Raw genomic sequence first — 15,515 nt, 5'->3', positions numbered from 1 at the left:
GGATGACGCCACCGAACCGGATACTGCTGTTGTTTCGGGGCCGGATGAGGCTCCGGTGGAGGGGATGGTTCCGCAGATCGAGGCGTGGCCGGTGCTGGCCCGTCGGGAGCTCACACCGGACTGGATCATCGAATCCAGTGCCGCAGAGCCCGGCAGCGAGCAGGCACTGCGGGTGCTCGCACTGCATGACACCCTGCGCGAACGCGCGATCCTCTACGCCCACCAGCACGAACTGCTGGCCTCGTTCCTCACCCGCGACCCCGATACCGAGGGCTGTATCGATTCCGCGGACATCACCGCCGTGAAGGTCGCGGTCGGGCTGCGTGTCTCCACGCATCGCGCGGAATGCTTGGTCCGGGACGCGCACCGCGCCGTGAGACTCATGCCCGCCACGTTCACTGTGCTCCTGGCCGGGGATCTGCCCGAGGAGTTCCATCAGCATCTGCTGCGCAAGGTCCGTGCCCTGACCGAGGAACAGACCCGGGTGGTCGATGAGCATGTCGCCTCCTGGGACCTGGCCTCGATCTCCAGGGACCAGTTCGGTCGCCACCTCAACACCCTGGTCGCGATGGTCACCGCCGGCACGGTCCCCACGCCCCCGCGCATGCAGCGCCGGATCGACCTCGATGTCCACGGCCCCGCCGCGGGACTGGCCACCCTGTCGGTGACCGGACCGATCCTGGAGATCAAGGACCTCGCCCACCGCCTGGACACCTGCGCCCACACCCTCCAAGCAGCCCAGCGCCACGCCCTCGACCACGGTGACGAGGAGATCCCGTTCGACCTCGACGGGACCCTGCACACCCTGGGCAGGCCCCTGTCACTGGCCGCTCTGCGCTACGCGGTCCTCACCCACTCGCTGCTGGACATGGACCCGGTGCCCGCCCCGAAAACGTCCTACACCCTCCTGGTCACCGTCCCCGCGCTGACCCTGCTGGGAGTGTCCAATGCTCCCGGGATGCTCGAAGGCATGATCCCGGTCCCCGCCGACCAGGCGCGAGCCCTCGCCGCGGGACAGGCGGTATGGCAGCGGATCCTCACCGACCCCACCACCGGTGCCTACCTCCCGGTAGCTGCAGAGACATATACGCCGACCAAGCAGATGCGGCTCCAACTGCGTCTGCGCCACCCGGTCTGCGCCGCGCCCGGCTGCACCCGCCCCACCGTGCTCGCCGCGGAAGACGACCACATCGAGGAATACCACCACGCTCAACCCGCGCTCGGCGGCCCCACCACGCTGGACAACCTCCACCGCCTGTGCTGGCTGCACCACCAGATCAAAACCGACGGCCACATCGACCCCGAACGCCCCACGACCAGCGATGACCCCGAGATCACTCCCCCGCCACTCGGCCTGATCCCCGAACACCATCCCACCGTGTTCCCACCGCTGGAGACCCAATGGGTGATCGACGCGGAGATCCGTGCCCGCACCCGCGAGGACACCGACCTGCTCACCCCCTTCCTCGCCCGCGCACTGGACCACGCCTGGACCACCCACCTCCGCGCCCACGACGACGCCCTCCGCACCGCCACCACCGAAGCCGCACGTCCCCGCCACGACCGGATCATCGAACAACGCCAACAGATCCACACCCGCCGACCCCGCACCCGCCGACACCCGAAATACCCCGACCCCACCCCCGACCACTACAACAACCCACCCCCATTCTGAGCACAGGCGGGTGCGGACCGAGAGGTGCCCCGACTCGCAGTGCAGGCCCTGGGACCAGGGCCGCTGACCTGCCGTGCCATGAACGGCCTGTGATGACCGTCCGTTCCTCTGCGATCATGAGGGCTCCAACACATCGCCTCGAAAAGGAGTCCCATGCGTGCGCTGGTGCTGCAGGAGAAGAACCGGATGTCCATCGAGGAGGTCGAGCCCGTCGGCTCGCCCGGTCCCGGAGAGGTCCGCATCGCGATGCATACCGTCGGGATCTGCGCCTCCGACGTGCACTACTGGACCGACGGAAAGATCGGCCCGTTCGTCGTCGAAGAGCCGATGGTCCTCGGACACGAGGGCTCCGGCACCGTCGTCGAGGTCGGCGAAGGTGTCACCGACCTCTCCCCCGGCGACCGCGTCGCCATGGAGCCCGGCGTCCCGAACCCCTCCTCCCGCGCGGTGCGCGAGGGCAACTACAACGTCGACCCCGACGTGCAGTTCTGGGCCACGCCTCCCGTCGACGGATGCCTCACCGACGAAGTCATCCACCCTGCGTCGTACACGTTCAAGCTCCCCGACAGCCTCAGCTTCGCCGAGGGCGCCCTCATCGAGCCGTTCTCCGTGGGCATGTTCGCCGCCACCAAGGCCGGCATCAAGCCCGGTGACGTCGCGGCCGTGGTCGGCTCCGGCACGATCGGCATCATGACCGCGATCGCCGCCCGCGCCGGTGGTGCCAGCCAGGTCTTCATCAGCGATGTCCTGCCGGAGAAGCTGGCCCTGCTCGACGGGCTCGAGGGCATCATCCCGGTCGACGCCACCAAGGAGGACTTGGGCGAGCGGGTGCGAGCCGAGACCGGAGGCTGGGGCCCGCAGGTCGTCTTCGAAGCCACCGGTGCCGCGCCCGCCTACAAGAGCCTCTGGTCGCTGCCCGCGCCGGGCGGACGCATCGTGCTGGTCGGCATGCCCGTGGATCCGGTGCCCTTCGACATCGCCACCGCCCAGAGCCGCGGCATCTCCCTGGAGACCGTGTTCCGCTACGCGAACGTCTACCAGAAGGCCATCGATCTCGCGGCGACCGATGCCGTGGATCTCAGCCGCTTCGTCTCGGAGACCTTCACCTTCGACAACGCCGTCGGTGCCTTCGAGCGCTTCCTCGAGGGGCGCCCGACGGATGTGAAGCTGCAGATCACGCTCTGAGTCGAGGTGGACGGGTCGAGGTGGACGGCATGCGGGCGGAGCGGAGGATCCATCTGCTCCGTCACGCCATGCCGGTGCCGGACCCCACCTCATCTCCCTCCGACTGGCCGCTGAGCTCATCGGGGCGATTTGCAGCGGCCGCACAGCGTGACCGTGTTCCCGACGTCGACCGGGTGCTCAGCAGCCAGGAGATCAAGGCCGTCGAGACCGCGCGCCTCGCAACAGGCAGGGAGCGGCATTGCGACCCCCGATTCGGCGAGGTGATCCGGCCCGGAGAGCCGTACGACGATGACGTCCGAGCCCGTCGGCGAGCGTGGGTGCAGAGCCTGCCCGATACGCGCCATCACGGCTGGGAGACGCTGGAGGAGGCTGCGCGGCGATTCGGCGACGCAGTCCAGGAGCATCCTGATGAAGATCTGCTGATCGCCACGCACGGCATGGTGATGACCGCCTGGCTAGCCGGTATCGGGGCACTTCGCCAAGGGCGATCGGCGGCTGACTACTGGGACGCGCTGCCCTTCCCAAGCCTCGTGACCATTCGGATCTCGGCGGATCCGCGAATAATTCCGTCGCTCACCCCGACCCTGCCCCGTAGCCTCGAGCGATGAGCACCTATGAGGAGACCCGTCGGGCCTGGGACGACGCCTCGCACAAGCACGTGCGCGAGTACGACGATCACCTCGCGCAAGCACGCACCGTGCGACTGCTGCCCCTCGAGGAGGAGCTGCTGCGGCCCCTGCTCGAGGGAGCGGAGGTGCTGCATCCGCAGAGCGGGCACGGCCTCGACGACCACGCCCTGATCCGGCTGGGTGCCCGCAGCGTGCTGGGGCTCGACTACAGCCCGACCGCAGTCTCCGCTGCTCAGCGGCGGGCCGATGATCTCGGCGTGCGCTGCCTGTACCAGGTCGCCGAGCTGCCGCACACCGGACTGGACCCGTCGGTCGCCGACGTCGTCTACACCGGCAAGGGCGCGCTGACCTGGATGGAGGACCTCGACGCCTGGGCCGCCGAGATGCACCGACTCCTACGACCCGGCGGGCACCTCTTCGTCTACGAGGCCCATCCCCTGGTCCCGCTGTGGTCCTGGGACGCCGAGGAGACATGGGTGCGCAGCGATCGCAGCTACTTCGCCGCGAGCCACGTCAACGACACCTTCCCGGCGCGCGGAGCGACCGAGCACCAGCGCACTCTCGCGCAGGTCGTGATGACGGTGCTCGGTGCCGGATTCGAGCTGCTGCACCTGGCCGAGCACCCGGACCCGTTCTGGAAGCCAGAGGACCAGATTCCGGCCGCGGCCTGGGACGGCCGGCTGCCCAATGCGATCAGTCTCCTTGCCCGTCGGGCCGACGCGCCCCGCACCTGATCTGAGCCGACCAGCGGTGCTGCGGCGGCTCGCGGTGATCAGCCGGCACCCGTGAGCGGGCCGAGCACGTCGATCACCGCGCTCCGGCCCTGTCCGTCGGCCGCAGCATGCTCCGCCCATCCCAGCGCGGTGGCGTGGTGATCGGTGTCGAGCACGTTCGGGTCGGCGCCCAGCTCGAGCAGAGCCTGCACCAGCTCGAGATCTCCGCGATGAGCAGCGACGTGCAGGGCGGTATGCCCTCGGTGCTCCCCTTCGGTCCGACCCCAGCCGATCTCCCTCCAGCCGCCGTCGACCGGCACGTCGGAGCGGCCGCGCGCATCGACGTCGAGGCCGAGCCCGACCAGCAGACGCACCGTCTCGCTGCGACCCTCGGCCGAGGCCGCCCAGGGAAGCAGGTTCGCGCCGCGTTCCCGGAGCACCTGGACGAGTCCAGGGTCGTTCCGGGCAAGATCGCCGACGGCGGTGCGGTCCGCACGGAAGGCCGCGGCGATCAGGGCATCGGCCGACGGGCCGGGTGTCGCGCCGGTCCTGTCAGGATGCTCCGCACCGGCTCCGTGGAGGGCGGAGATCACCTCCGGGCCGCCGTACATCTCGGCGATGGCCAGGGGTGTCCGGCCGTCCTCGAACGGCGAGAGCACGTCGACCCCGTGGGCGCCGAGCAGCCGGACCCGGCCCGGGAACCTGTGCTCGATCGCCCAGCGCAGCTGGATGCGCAGTGCGGTCTCACGGTCGTGGTGCACATCGTTCATGCGCTCCCGCCAGGGGCCCGGACGGTCCCCGGAGCCGAGGCCGTAGGCGAGCAGCAGCTCGAGGTGGTCGTCGTCTGCGAGGAACTGACGGTTGTAGAGCGTCTGGTGATCGACGGGATCCGCCCCCGCCTCCAGCAGCATGCGTGCCAGAGCGATCGAGTGCGGGTGCCGGGGCTGACGTCGCGGACCCTGCTCCCCTTCCCCGAAAACCCCGGTGAGCACGGTGAACACGGACGGTCCACCGTCCCAGAGGTAACCCTCGTGAGGATCGGCGCCCGCCTCCAGCAGCGCCTCGGCGATGCCCAGCACGCGCTCCTCGGGGACCTCGGGATCAAGCCGCGAGTAGGCGAGGGTGAACAGCGGACCCCAGGCCTGCGACGTGCCCCGGCGGGCGGCGAGCGACGGATCATCCCGCAGCAGCCGGGTCACCTCGGCATGATCGGCGGCGGCCGCGGCGGCACTGATGCTGCCCGACGTCAGATCGGGGTCCGCGGCGCGCATCTCCCGGGCGCGGGCCCAGCGCTCGGGACCGGCGGCGCCCGAGTACGTGAGGCAGGCGAGCCGGCAGAACTCCTCCACGGGGCCGTGCGTCGGCGTCGCGGAATCCCAGCGGTGAGCGGCGACGGTGCGCAGATAGCGCACGAGCCGGGGCCAGCTGGGGAAACCATGGTCACGAGCGATGACGAGCTGCGCCTGGTGGAGCCGGAACTCCCCGGGATTCGTCGGGGCCCCTCCGGGGAGACGTTCCTCGACCCGTGCAACGGCGTCGGGACGTCCCGCGCGCACCTCTCGCTGCAAGCGTCTGGCCTGGTGCCGCAGATGATCGGGGTGCGGGTGATCGGGCAGATGATGGGTCGGCATGCCGACCTCCTCTCGAGAAGCCCGATGTCCGCATCGACGGGCGAAAGGAGGCAGTGCCAGCACGCTCCATGATCCAGCGCCAGGTGGGCTGAGCCCTTCCCGCGGACCGGATGCTTCCTGACCAGCGCTCCTGACCGTAGCGTCGAGGGCACGAGCGATCAAGCGGGCGATCAAGAGGGGCAGCAGCTAGCCGAGCATCGCGCGGCGCTGCCAGAACACGACCGCACTGGCCGCCGCCACGTTCAGGGAGTCCACTCCCCCGGCCATCGGGATCACGACGTGCTCGTCGACCGCACGCAGGGTGGTCGGCTTCAGACCATGCCCCTCCGCACCGAGCACGAGAGCGACCTTGCGCTCCGGCCCCAGGTCGACCTGGTCGAGGGCGACGGCGTCGTCGGAGAGGGCGAGCGCGAGCACGTCGAATCCCGCCTCGTGCAGCAGGTCCACCCCGGCCCGCGGCCACTGCTCGAGCCGCGTCCACGGCACCTGGAAGACGGTCCCCATCGAGACCCGGATGGAGCGTCGGTAGAGCGGGTCCGCGCAGTGCGGGGTCACCAGCACGGCGTCGACCCCGAGCGCCGCGGCGGAGCGGAACATCGCGCCCACGTTGGTGTGGTCGACGATGTCCTCAATGACGGCGACGGTGCGGGCGGTGCGCAGCACCTCGGCCACCTCGGGCAGCTGCGGACGCTGCATGGCGGCCAGCGCGCCGCGGTGCAGATGGAAGCCGGTGAGCTGCTCGATCAGCGGCTCTGCCCCGACATACACCGGGACCTCGGGGAAGGGCGTGTACAGCGGCGCGAACTTCTCGAGCCACTTCTCGCCCATGAGGAAGGAGCGCGGTGCCATGCCGGCGTCGATCGCGCGAGAGATGACCTCGTAGCTCTCGGCCATGAACAGGCCTCGCTCGACCTCGACGCGGGACCGCAGGCGCACATCGGTCATGCGCAGGTAGTCGTCCAGGGCCGGATCCGAGAGGTCCGTGATCCGATGCAGCTGTGTGGACTCCACCGCCGGGTCAGTCCAGCGAGAGGGAGCGCGCGGTGTAGCGGTCCCCGCGCTGCTCGACGACCAGCGGCAGCCCGAAGGTGCGGGTCAGGTTCTGCGAGGTGAGCGTGTCCTCGATCGGTCCGGCCGCGACCACGCCTCCCTCGCGCAGCAGCACGACGTGCGTGTAGCCCGGAGGGATCTCCTCGACGTGATGGGTGACCAGCACGGTCACCGGCGTCGCGGGGTCCTTGGCCAGGCGGCCCAGAGTGCGCACCAGGGATTCGCGGCCGCCCAGGTCCAGGCCCGCGGCCGGCTCGTCCAGCAGCAGCAGCTCGGGGTCCGTCATCAGGGCACGGGCTGCGAGCACGCGCTTGCGCTCACCCGTGGACAGGGTGCCGAACATGCGGGTGGAGAGATCGCCGACGCCGAACGCCGCGAGCAGCGTGCGGGCCCGCTCGAGATCGAGCTCGTCGTACTGCTCGCGCCAGCGTCCCACCACACCGTATCCGGCGGTGACGACGACGTTCTCCGCGGTCTCCTCGACGGGGATGGTGTCGGCGAGCTCCTGGCTGGCCAGACCGATCATGGGGCGCAGCTCGAAGATGTCGACCTTGCCGAGCTGCTCGCCGATGATCTCGACGGTGCCCGCGGTGGGGTGCATGCGGGCGGAGAGCAGACCCACCAGCGTCGACTTGCCGGCGCCGTTGGGGCCCAGGACGGCCCAGCGCTCGCCCTCGGCGATCTCGAGGGACACGGAATCGAGGATGTTGCGCCCGCTGCGGCGGACGACGACATCGGTCAGGGAGGCAGCTGCGACGGACATGCCTCCGAGCCTATCGTCAGAATCGCTGCCAGGTCCCCTCATGCGCGACCTCACCTCGCCCGGGAACCGTGTAGTCGCACACGCCCTCGGGGAACGCGCCCAGGAGCCGCCGCCACTGCTCGTCGGTGAACTCCACCGGGTAGTCCTCGCGCACCGGCTCCGCGGTAGTGCAGGCGATGACGTCGGCCCTGACCGATTCCCCCGCCACCTCGCGGGGGAAGCTGGCCGAAGGATACAGCTGCTCGCACTCGGAGCCGGGATCGCGGTCCAGGGTCATGGCGAGGAACTCGGGATCCTCCCCCGGGCCCATGCAGCCCTCGACGAGCGTCTCCGGTCGGGCGGCACCGATCTCCTCGAGCGTCGGGCGGAGATCCGGGTCATCGGCCGGGTCGAGCGCGGTCAGCCAGGCGTCCATCTCCGTCACGGCGTGCATGAGCAGGGGGCTCTCGGTGGAGAACAGTCCGTACCGGTCGTCCTCGAGCAGGCTCACGTGGTTCGCGATCGACCCGTTCGCCTCGCGCAGGCGCTCCCGCATCGACGTCGTGTGGTATCGGACGTGGATGTCCCCCTCCGGCTTCTCGTCGGCATAGGCGCGGTAGTCGATGACCGGTGTGCTCGCGAGGCCCTGGCCGCCGTCCGTCAGGCGACCAGTGCGATAGGCGGCCTCGACGGCGGGGAGATCGGCGAGCGAACGATCGGGCCGGAAGTTCGCGTCCTGGTCGTATCCCCCGATGCTGTCGTTGAGATCGAGGAACTGGCCGACGTCGATGGTCCCGTCGTCCAGTGCGGAGAGTCCGTACTGGATGCCGACGTTGTCCAGCGGCCGCAGGGCGAAGCCAGTCTCGGGATCGGTGCCGTAGACGGTCGAGGTGTGGTCATACACGTCGCAGCGGACCCCGGTGGGATGGGTGTCGGGGTCGTACCTGTCCTCCTCGGGCAGGGTCGGCGGGCAGAACTCGCGCGGATCGATGCGCTGGGCGCCGACGGAGACGTTGTCCATGGTCGCGAGATTCTGGAATCCGGTGACCCGGCGCTTCTGCTCCGGCGACCACTCGACGCCTGCCCCCTCGGCGAAGTAGTGCTGGAGGAGACGGGCGTCGGTGATGGCGTCGATGGTGCCGAAGCCGACCTCGGGGAAGGAGGCGCCGACGACGACGCCGTCGAAGATGCCGGGGTAGTTGTCCGCCGCCTGGTGCCCCTGGTAGGCGCCTCCCGAGGCACCGAGACCGATCGTGAAGTCGTCACGCCCGTAGGTCTCGATGAACTCCTCCTTCGTCATCTGCGCGGTCTCCGAGGTCAGCAGGTCGTTGCAGTTGTTGCCGAACACGTTCAGGGACGACGAGACCATGGCGTAGCCCTCGGCCAGCACGTTCGGGTCGAGCACGCCTCCGGTCGACGGGCCCTGGCGGTACCAGCCCTCGGTGCAACCCCCGCCGAGCGTGTAGACGACCTTCCCGTTCCAGCCCTCGGGCCGGGCCGACGGGGTCACGGGATCCTCGGTGAGGGGGTCGTGCAGGGCGGCATGCTGGAAGATGCCGCGGTTCGCGGTCCCATGGGCGAGGCGGACGATGAACGGCACGTCGACCCCGTCGGCCGTCGTGGTGCGTGCGAGATCGTCGGGATAGGCAGTCGCGTCGGTGGGGAACTCCTCCCAGTCCCCCTGCGTCGTGTAGTAGACGTGGTCGACGCGGTCCTCGATCGAGCAGTTCGCATCGAGCGGCTCCCCGAGCGTCTCGTCGAGCCCGGGGACGGCGAAGTCGGCAGTCTCGCAGGTGAAGGGCTGCTGATGAGGCCCGCTGAACAGCGGTCCCTCGTCGGGGTTGTTCACCACCGTGAGCGATGCCCCGCCCCGTGCCTGCCCGGGAAGGTCCGCGCGCAGCTCGTTCTCGCCCTGCTCCATCCCCTCGACGAGGCCCACGAGGACCTCGCGCCGCTCGTCCCAGGAGAAGGCCCCGCTCACGTCCTCGCCGTTCAGGGAGATCTCCACCCGTTGGTGCGGGAAGCCATGAGCCGAGGAGATCTCGACCAAGGCATCATCGCCGGTGATGAGATCGGGAGCGCTCGAGACGGTGTCCAGGTGCAGGCCGCCCGGTCTCTGCGCGGCCGGGACGTCGGCGAGGACCTGGCCGGCGACGAGGACGCCGGCGGCCGCGAGGACAGCGGTGAGGAGACGGGCGGGGGCTCTGCGGGTGATCGGCACAGGGGACCTTCGAGGAGTGACGGGGGAGCGTCGAGGAGATCTCGGACACATCGAGGACGCTATCGATCGCCCGTGGCCCCGTCCGGCGAATCCGCGAGGTTTTGCCCCGTCGTGACTTCCCGGACCAGCCCCGTCCGCCCCTCGTGCCCCGTAAGCTGACCGCGCCCGAACCGCCCTTCCAGGAGGTCGCAGTGCCGCAACGCCCCGTCTCCCTGACCGCTCCGCGAGGATCGGTGGCGGCCGACGTGGTCCGCGAGGGCATCGACGCCCTCCTGGCGCCCGCCGCCGACGACCTGCCCCTGGGCTTCCCCGCCGACGCGCTCGCCGAGGCGGAGCAGGCGGCCGCCCGGAGCCTGGAGACCGCCGACGGCGTCGAGGCGGCTGAGCGGACGGACCGCACCGAGGTGCCCTTCGTGACGCTGGACCCCGCGAGCTCGACCGATCTGGACCAGGCGATGCACCTGGAGCGACACGGCGGCGGGTTCCGGGTGCTCTACGCGATCGCCGACGTGCCCTGGTTCGTGGCCCTCGGCGGGCCCCTGGACCGTGAGGCACGCCGACGCGGACAGACCGTCTATCTCCCCGATCGTCGGATCCCCCTGCACCCCGAGGTGCTGTCCGAGGGCGTCGCGTCCCTGCTGCCGGACCAGGACACCCCCGCGTTCGTATGGGTGCTGGATCTGGACGGCATCGGGGAGATCCGCGGTATCGGTCTCGAGCGCTCCCGGGTGCGGTCGGTCCAGAAGCTGGCCTACGAGGAGGTCCAGGCGGAACTGGACCGCGGCGAGGGGCATCCGATGATGGTCCTGCTGCAGGAGATCGGCGCGCTGCGGGCGCGGCAGGAATCGGTCCGCGGCGGTGCGAGCCTGAACGTCCCCGAGCAGGAGGTCGTCGAGGAGGGCGAGCGGCTGCATCTGGGCTGGCGTCGGCCCCACCCGATCGAGGATGCCAACGCGCAGATCTCCCTGATGACCGGGATGGCCGCCGCTCAGCTGATGCTCGAGCACGGCGCGGGGATCCTGCGCACGATGCCGCCCGCGCAGGCCCAGGCGATGGACCGGTTCCGCCGCCAGGCGGAGGCACTCAGGATCCCCTGGCCGACGGGCCAGGCCTATGGCGAGTTCCTGCGCTCGCTGGACTGGCAGGACCCGGCCCATCTCGCGCTCCTGAACCACGCCACGTCGCTCTTCCGGGGTGCGTCCTATGCGGCGTTCACGAGCGCCGACGAGATCCCCGAGGACACCGTGCAGGCCGCGATCGCCGCCCCGTACGCGCACGCCACCGCACCGTTGCGTCGTCTCGTGGACCGCTTCGTGCTGCTCGTGTGCCATGCCCATGTGCAGGGCCGGGCGCCGGATCCCGACCTGCTCGCCGCGCTCGGCGAGATCCCCGAGGCGATGCGCGGCAGCGGCGCGAGGGCGGGCGAGCTCGAGCGGGCGGCGCTCGACCTGGTCGAGGCCGCGGCGCTGGCCACCTGGCAGGGCGATACCTTCGCCGCCACCGTGATCGATCGGCGGGAGGGCAAGCAGGCGGAGGGCGCGGCTCCGACCCGCGTCGAGGTCCAGCTCACCGACCCGCCGGTCACCGCATGGGTCCCGATGGACGCCGATCTCGGCGCCGTGGTGCGGGTGCGGCTCGAATCCGTCGATACCGCCGCCCGGCACGCGGAGTTCGTCGCGGCCGACGGGGTCCGGTCATGAGCGAGGCGGCCGCCGGGAGGGACCTGGTCCCCCTGCCCCGGGCCGCGGTGCTCATGCTGTGGACCTCCGCCTATCTGCGCGGGGACATGGGGCCCGACGATGCCGCGGAGATGAGCCACGGCGTGGGCCGCAGCGGACCGGCCGGTGACGGCGAGGACCTCTTCGCCTGGATGACCGGCCTGCGGCGCCTGCCGCTCGCCCAGATGCGGCTCGTGCTGCCGGTGCCGGGAAGGATCGCCGGGCTGGTGGGGCCGCCTGCGGCGATCCCCGCGGCGATCGAGGCGGAGCAGGCGGTGGTGGTGACGGCCGCCGGGATCGCCGACCACACGCTGGTCCCGCTGATCACCCCGGTCGAGCATCCCAGCGGCGCCGTGCACGGCGTCTCGTGGAGCCGTCTGGAGGCACCGATCGGCACCCACGTGGCGCCACCGGCGACCTCCGGCCACGCCCGGGAGGAGCTGCTGCTGGCGCTGCGCCGCGTCGCCGAGGGAAGCATCGACCTCGACCTGGTGCCCGACGAGCCCGTCGAGCCGGCACGGATCCCTCCCACCTGGATCTCGACCGCGCTCCCCCGTCATCTCGACGAGCGTTCCGCCCACCTCCTGGTGCTCGCCTCGCGCACCCTGCTGCTCACCCGCTCCGAGATCGACGAGGGCCACGGGCACACCATCCATCTCGCCGAGGCGCTCGCACGTCGCGGACTGCTCGACGAGCTGCACGACGCCGCCCGCACGGCCCTGGTGGAGGCCGTGGAGCGGGTCGTGGCCTGAGAGCGCAGACCGGCCGTCAGGACTGCTGGGCGAGAACCGTGCGGTAGACCTCCAGCGTGCGCTCGGCGATCGAGGTCCATGAGAAGTGCTCGGCGGCGCGGCGGCGCGAGGCCTCCCCCATCTGCCGTGCCCGCTGCGGATCCGAGACCATCCGCACCAGCGCGTCGGTGAGGTCGGTGACATAGCGATCGGGATCCACCGGGGTTCCGGTGCCGTCGTCGAGCTGGTCGAGCTCGACCAGGTAGCCGGTCGTCCCGTCGTCGACGACCTCGGGGATGCCCCCGGTGGCGGAGGCGACCACGGGGATGCCGCAGGCCATCGCCTCGAGGTTCACGATCCCGAGCGGCTCGTACACGCTCGGGCACACGAACGTCGTGGCGTGCGTGAGGATCTGGGTGAGCTCGTGGCGCGGCAGCATCTCGGTGATCAAGTGGACGTTGCCCCGGTCTCGTGCCAGCTCCCCGACGAGCGCGTCGACCTCCGCGGCGATCTCGGGGGTGTCCGGCGCCCCCGCGCACAGCACCACCTGGTACTCGCTGGGCAGATCGCGCACGGCGCGCAGGAAGTAGGGCAGGCCCTTCTGCCGGGTGATGCGGCCGACGAACACGATCGTCGGCGCCTCCGGGTCGATGCCCCGGGAGGTCAGCGCCGAGGTCTCCGGATTCGGGGACCACTCCTCGATGTCGATGCCGTTGTGGACCACATGGACCTTCGCGGGGTCGACCGATGGGTAGGCGCGGAGGATGTCCTGGCGCATCCCGGCGGAGACCGCGATGACCCCCGCCGCGCCCTCGTAGGCGGTGCGTTCGGCGAACGAGCTGACGCGGTATCCCCCGCCGAGCTGCTCGGCCTTCCACGGGCGCAGCGGTTCGAGCGAGTGCGCGGAGAGCACGTGGGGGATGCCGTGGAGCAGCGAGGCCATGTGACCTGCGAAGTTGGCGTACCAGGTGTGGGAGTGGACCAGGTCCGCGCCGGCGCAGTCCGCGGCGATCAGCAGGTCGGTGCCGAGCGTGCTGAGGGCCGCGTTCGTGCCCGCGAGCTCGGCGGGCGCGCTGTAGGAGGTCGTGCCGTCCTCCTCGCGCGGCGCCCCGAAGGCGCGCACCTGCACGTCGATGGACGGGCGCAGCACCCGGGTGAGCTCGGCGACGTGCACCCCCGCACCCCCGTAGACCTCCGGCGGATACTCCTTGGTGAGCAGATCCACGCGCATGTTCGACCCCTGTCCTCTGAGATGTTCGAATGTGGCCCGGTGGCCGTGACCGGTGCCACGTCTGGTCTATCCTCGCACTATGTCGTCCAAAAAGGTCCTCGCCATCGTCCTCGCCGGCGGTGAGGGAAAGCGGCTGATGCCGCTGACCCTCGACCGGGCGAAGCCTGCTGTCCCGTTCGGCGGTATCTATCGCCTCATCGACTTCGCGCTGTCGAACATCGCGAACTCCGGATACCTCCGCGTAGTCGTCCTGACCCAGTACAAGTCGCATTCGCTGGACAAGCACATCGCGCAGACCTGGCGCATGAGCTCCCTGCTGGGCAACTACGTCGCCCCGGTGCCCGCGCAGCAGCGCATGGGCAAGCACTGGTATCTCGGGTCGGCCGACGCGATCTACCAGTCCCTGAACCTCCTCCACGACGAGAAGCCCGACTACGTGGTCGTCGTCGGCGCCGATCACGTGTACCGCATGGACTTCTCCCAGATGGTCGACGCGCACATCGAATCCGGCAACGCCTGCACGGTCGCCGCGATCCGGCAGCCGATCGACCAGTCCGACCAGTTCGGCGTCATCGAGACCGACTCGTCGGACCCCACCCGGATCACGGCCTTCGTCGAGAAGCCGACGGACCCGGAGGGCCTCGCCGACGATCCCGGCTCGATCCTCGCCTCCATGGGCAACTACGTCTTCACCACGGAGGCGCTCGTCGAGGCCGTCACCCGCGATGCGCAGGACGAGAGCAGCAAGCACGACATGGGCGGCGACATCGTCCCGTACTTCGTGGATCGCGGCGAGGCGGGCGTCTACGACTTCATCTACAACGACGTGCCGGGCTCGGGCGATCGCGATCGTGACTACTGGCGCGACGTCGGCACCCTGGACGCCTTCTACGACGCCCATATGGATCTCATCGCGATCCACCCGGTGTTCAACCTGTACAACTACGACTGGCCCACCTTCACCGGGCACCGCAACGAGCCGCCCGCGAAGTTCGTGCACGCCGGTCCCGGTCGGGTCGGGACCGCGGTGGACTCGATCATCTCGCCCGGCGTGGTCATCTCCGGGGCGCAGATCTCGAACTCCGTGGTCTCCCCCGGGGTGCGGCTGAACTCCTGGTCCAGCGTGTCCGACTCGGTGATCATGGACGGGGTGTCCGTTGGCCGCCACAGCCAGATCCACCGGGCGATCATCGACAAGAACGTCGTGGTCCCTCCGCGCACCCAGATCGGTCTGGATCCCGAGCAGGATCGCGCCCGCGGCTGGGTCGTCACGGAGTCCGGCATCACGGTGATCGGCAAGGGCACGGTCATCGAGCCGTGACCGCCGCAGCATCAGCGCGCCCGGCCGTCGCCGGGCTGCTCGTCTCCGATGTCGACTCGACCTTCCTCACGCAGGAGGTCATCGAACTGGTCGCGGAGCACGCCGAGGTCCGCGACCGGGTCGAGGAGATCACGACCGCCGCGATGCGCGGTGAGCTCGACTTCTCCCAGTCCCTGCGGGCCCGGGTGGCACTGCTCGAGGGGCTCGAGGAATCCGTGCTGGCCGAGGTGCGCGCCGTCCTGGTGCCGACGCCGGGCGTGCTCGAGCTGGTCAGCCGGGCGAAGGCCGACGGATGGATCGTCGCTCTCGTCTCGGGCGGGTTCCACGAGGTGATCGACGAGCTGGCCGCCGCCTCCGGCATCGACCATGTGCTCGCCAACCGGTTCGAGATCGAGGGCGGCCGGCTCACCGGGCGGGTCTCCGGCCCGATCATCGACGGCACCGCGAAGCGGCACGCGCTTCAGGAGTACGCCCGCATGTACCGCGTCCCTGCGGAGCGGATCGTCGCCATGGGTGATGGTGCCAACGACCGCGAGATGCTGCAGGCCGCCGGAACCGGCATCGCCTTCCGGGCCAAGCCTGCCCTGCGCGAGGTGGCGGACGTGAGCCTGGAGGGCCCGTCCCTGCTGGACGCGTGGCCGCACCTGCAGACCGCGGCGGTCCGCTGA

13 protein-coding genes are annotated in these 15,515 nt (G+C 70.4%); 8 read left to right on the top strand and 5 right to left on the bottom strand.

Annotated features, from left to right (window positions below; all coding sequences use genetic code 11):
* The first annotated feature begins 64 nt into the window (after window positions 1-64).
* The 4 genes from CIK81_RS00885 to CIK81_RS00870 all read left to right on the top strand — a co-directional run bounded on the left by CIK81_RS00885 (window position 65) and on the right by CIK81_RS00870 (window position 4,223).
* Entirely contained in the window at window positions 65-1,675 is a 1,611-nt protein-coding gene (locus tag CIK81_RS00885; RefSeq protein ID WP_147272332.1) for an HNH endonuclease signature motif containing protein, read from the top strand.
* A gap of 153 nt (window positions 1,676-1,828) precedes the next feature.
* Window positions 1,829-2,860, top strand: a complete 1,032-nt coding sequence (locus CIK81_RS00880) for an NAD(P)-dependent alcohol dehydrogenase (RefSeq protein WP_096166217.1) — start codon at window positions 1,829-1,831, stop codon at window positions 2,858-2,860.
* A gap of 29 nt (window positions 2,861-2,889) precedes the next feature.
* Window positions 2,890-3,468 (top strand): histidine phosphatase family protein, encoded by a 579-nt coding sequence (locus CIK81_RS00875; RefSeq protein WP_114355274.1) that lies wholly within the window; start codon window positions 2,890-2,892, stop codon window positions 3,466-3,468.
* The gene (locus CIK81_RS00870; RefSeq protein ID WP_114355273.1) at window positions 3,465-4,223 is read left to right on the top strand and encodes a bifunctional 2-polyprenyl-6-hydroxyphenol methylase/3-demethylubiquinol 3-O-methyltransferase UbiG; all 759 of its coding nucleotides are present in this window, start codon (window positions 3,465-3,467) and stop codon (window positions 4,221-4,223) included. Before CIK81_RS00875 ends, CIK81_RS00870 begins: the two co-directional genes overlap by 4 nt.
* A gap of 38 nt (window positions 4,224-4,261) precedes the next feature.
* Here the strand turns inward: CIK81_RS00870 and CIK81_RS00865 are convergent, their stop codons facing one another.
* The 4 genes from CIK81_RS00865 to CIK81_RS00850 form a co-directional block, all read right to left on the bottom strand.
* Window positions 4,262-5,833 carry an ankyrin repeat domain-containing protein gene (locus CIK81_RS00865; RefSeq protein ID WP_114355272.1) on the bottom strand — a complete coding sequence of 524 codons (1,572 nt, stop codon included), beginning with the start codon at window positions 5,831-5,833 and terminating at the stop codon, window positions 4,262-4,264.
* A 186-nt stretch (window positions 5,834-6,019) separates the two neighbouring features.
* Window positions 6,020-6,844 (bottom strand): RNA methyltransferase, encoded by an 825-nt coding sequence (locus CIK81_RS00860; RefSeq protein ID WP_158541867.1) that lies wholly within the window; start codon window positions 6,842-6,844, stop codon window positions 6,020-6,022.
* Window positions 6,845-6,851: 7 nt separating this feature from the next.
* Complete coding sequence (locus CIK81_RS00855; RefSeq protein ID WP_096166209.1) at window positions 6,852-7,646, bottom strand: ABC transporter ATP-binding protein; 795 nt, start codon at window positions 7,644-7,646, stop codon at window positions 6,852-6,854.
* A gap of 16 nt (window positions 7,647-7,662) precedes the next feature.
* Complete coding sequence (locus tag CIK81_RS00850; RefSeq protein WP_241963863.1) at window positions 7,663-9,846, bottom strand: DUF6351 family protein; 2,184 nt, start codon at window positions 9,844-9,846, stop codon at window positions 7,663-7,665.
* Window positions 9,847-10,037: 191 nt separating this feature from the next.
* Here CIK81_RS00850 and CIK81_RS00845 point away from each other — a divergent pair, with 191 nt between their 5' ends.
* The gene (locus CIK81_RS00845) at window positions 10,038-11,546 is read left to right on the top strand and encodes an RNB domain-containing ribonuclease (protein ID WP_114355271.1); all 1,509 of its coding nucleotides are present in this window, start codon (window positions 10,038-10,040) and stop codon (window positions 11,544-11,546) included.
* Window positions 11,543-12,316 carry a hypothetical protein gene (locus CIK81_RS00840; protein WP_114328697.1) on the top strand — a complete coding sequence of 258 codons (774 nt, stop codon included), beginning with the start codon at window positions 11,543-11,545 and terminating at the stop codon, window positions 12,314-12,316. The genes CIK81_RS00845 and CIK81_RS00840 overlap by 4 nt, the downstream gene beginning before the upstream one ends.
* 16 nt (window positions 12,317-12,332) lie before the next feature.
* On the opposite strand, the gene glgA is transcribed toward CIK81_RS00840, so the two are convergent.
* Entirely contained in the window at window positions 12,333-13,526 is a 1,194-nt protein-coding gene (gene glgA / locus CIK81_RS00835; RefSeq protein ID WP_096166206.1) for a glycogen synthase, read from the bottom strand.
* Window positions 13,527-13,605: 79 nt separating this feature from the next.
* Here glgA and glgC point away from each other — a divergent pair, with 79 nt between their 5' ends.
* Together glgC and serB are read left to right on the top strand one after the other, a co-directional pair.
* The gene (glgC, locus tag CIK81_RS00830; protein WP_096197700.1) at window positions 13,606-14,847 is read left to right on the top strand and encodes a glucose-1-phosphate adenylyltransferase; all 1,242 of its coding nucleotides are present in this window, start codon (window positions 13,606-13,608) and stop codon (window positions 14,845-14,847) included.
* Entirely contained in the window at window positions 14,844-15,515 is a 672-nt protein-coding gene (serB, locus tag CIK81_RS00825; protein WP_096197699.1) for a phosphoserine phosphatase SerB, read from the top strand. Before glgC ends, serB begins: the two co-directional genes overlap by 4 nt.

Origin of the sequence: Brachybacterium sp. JB7 (assembly GCF_003335205.1) — a bacterium.
GTDB lineage: Bacteria > Actinomycetota > Actinomycetes > Actinomycetales > Dermabacteraceae > Brachybacterium > Brachybacterium alimentarium.
Note: the sequence above shows the minus strand (reverse complement) of the source record. Positions and strands in the feature narration are given on the sequence as shown.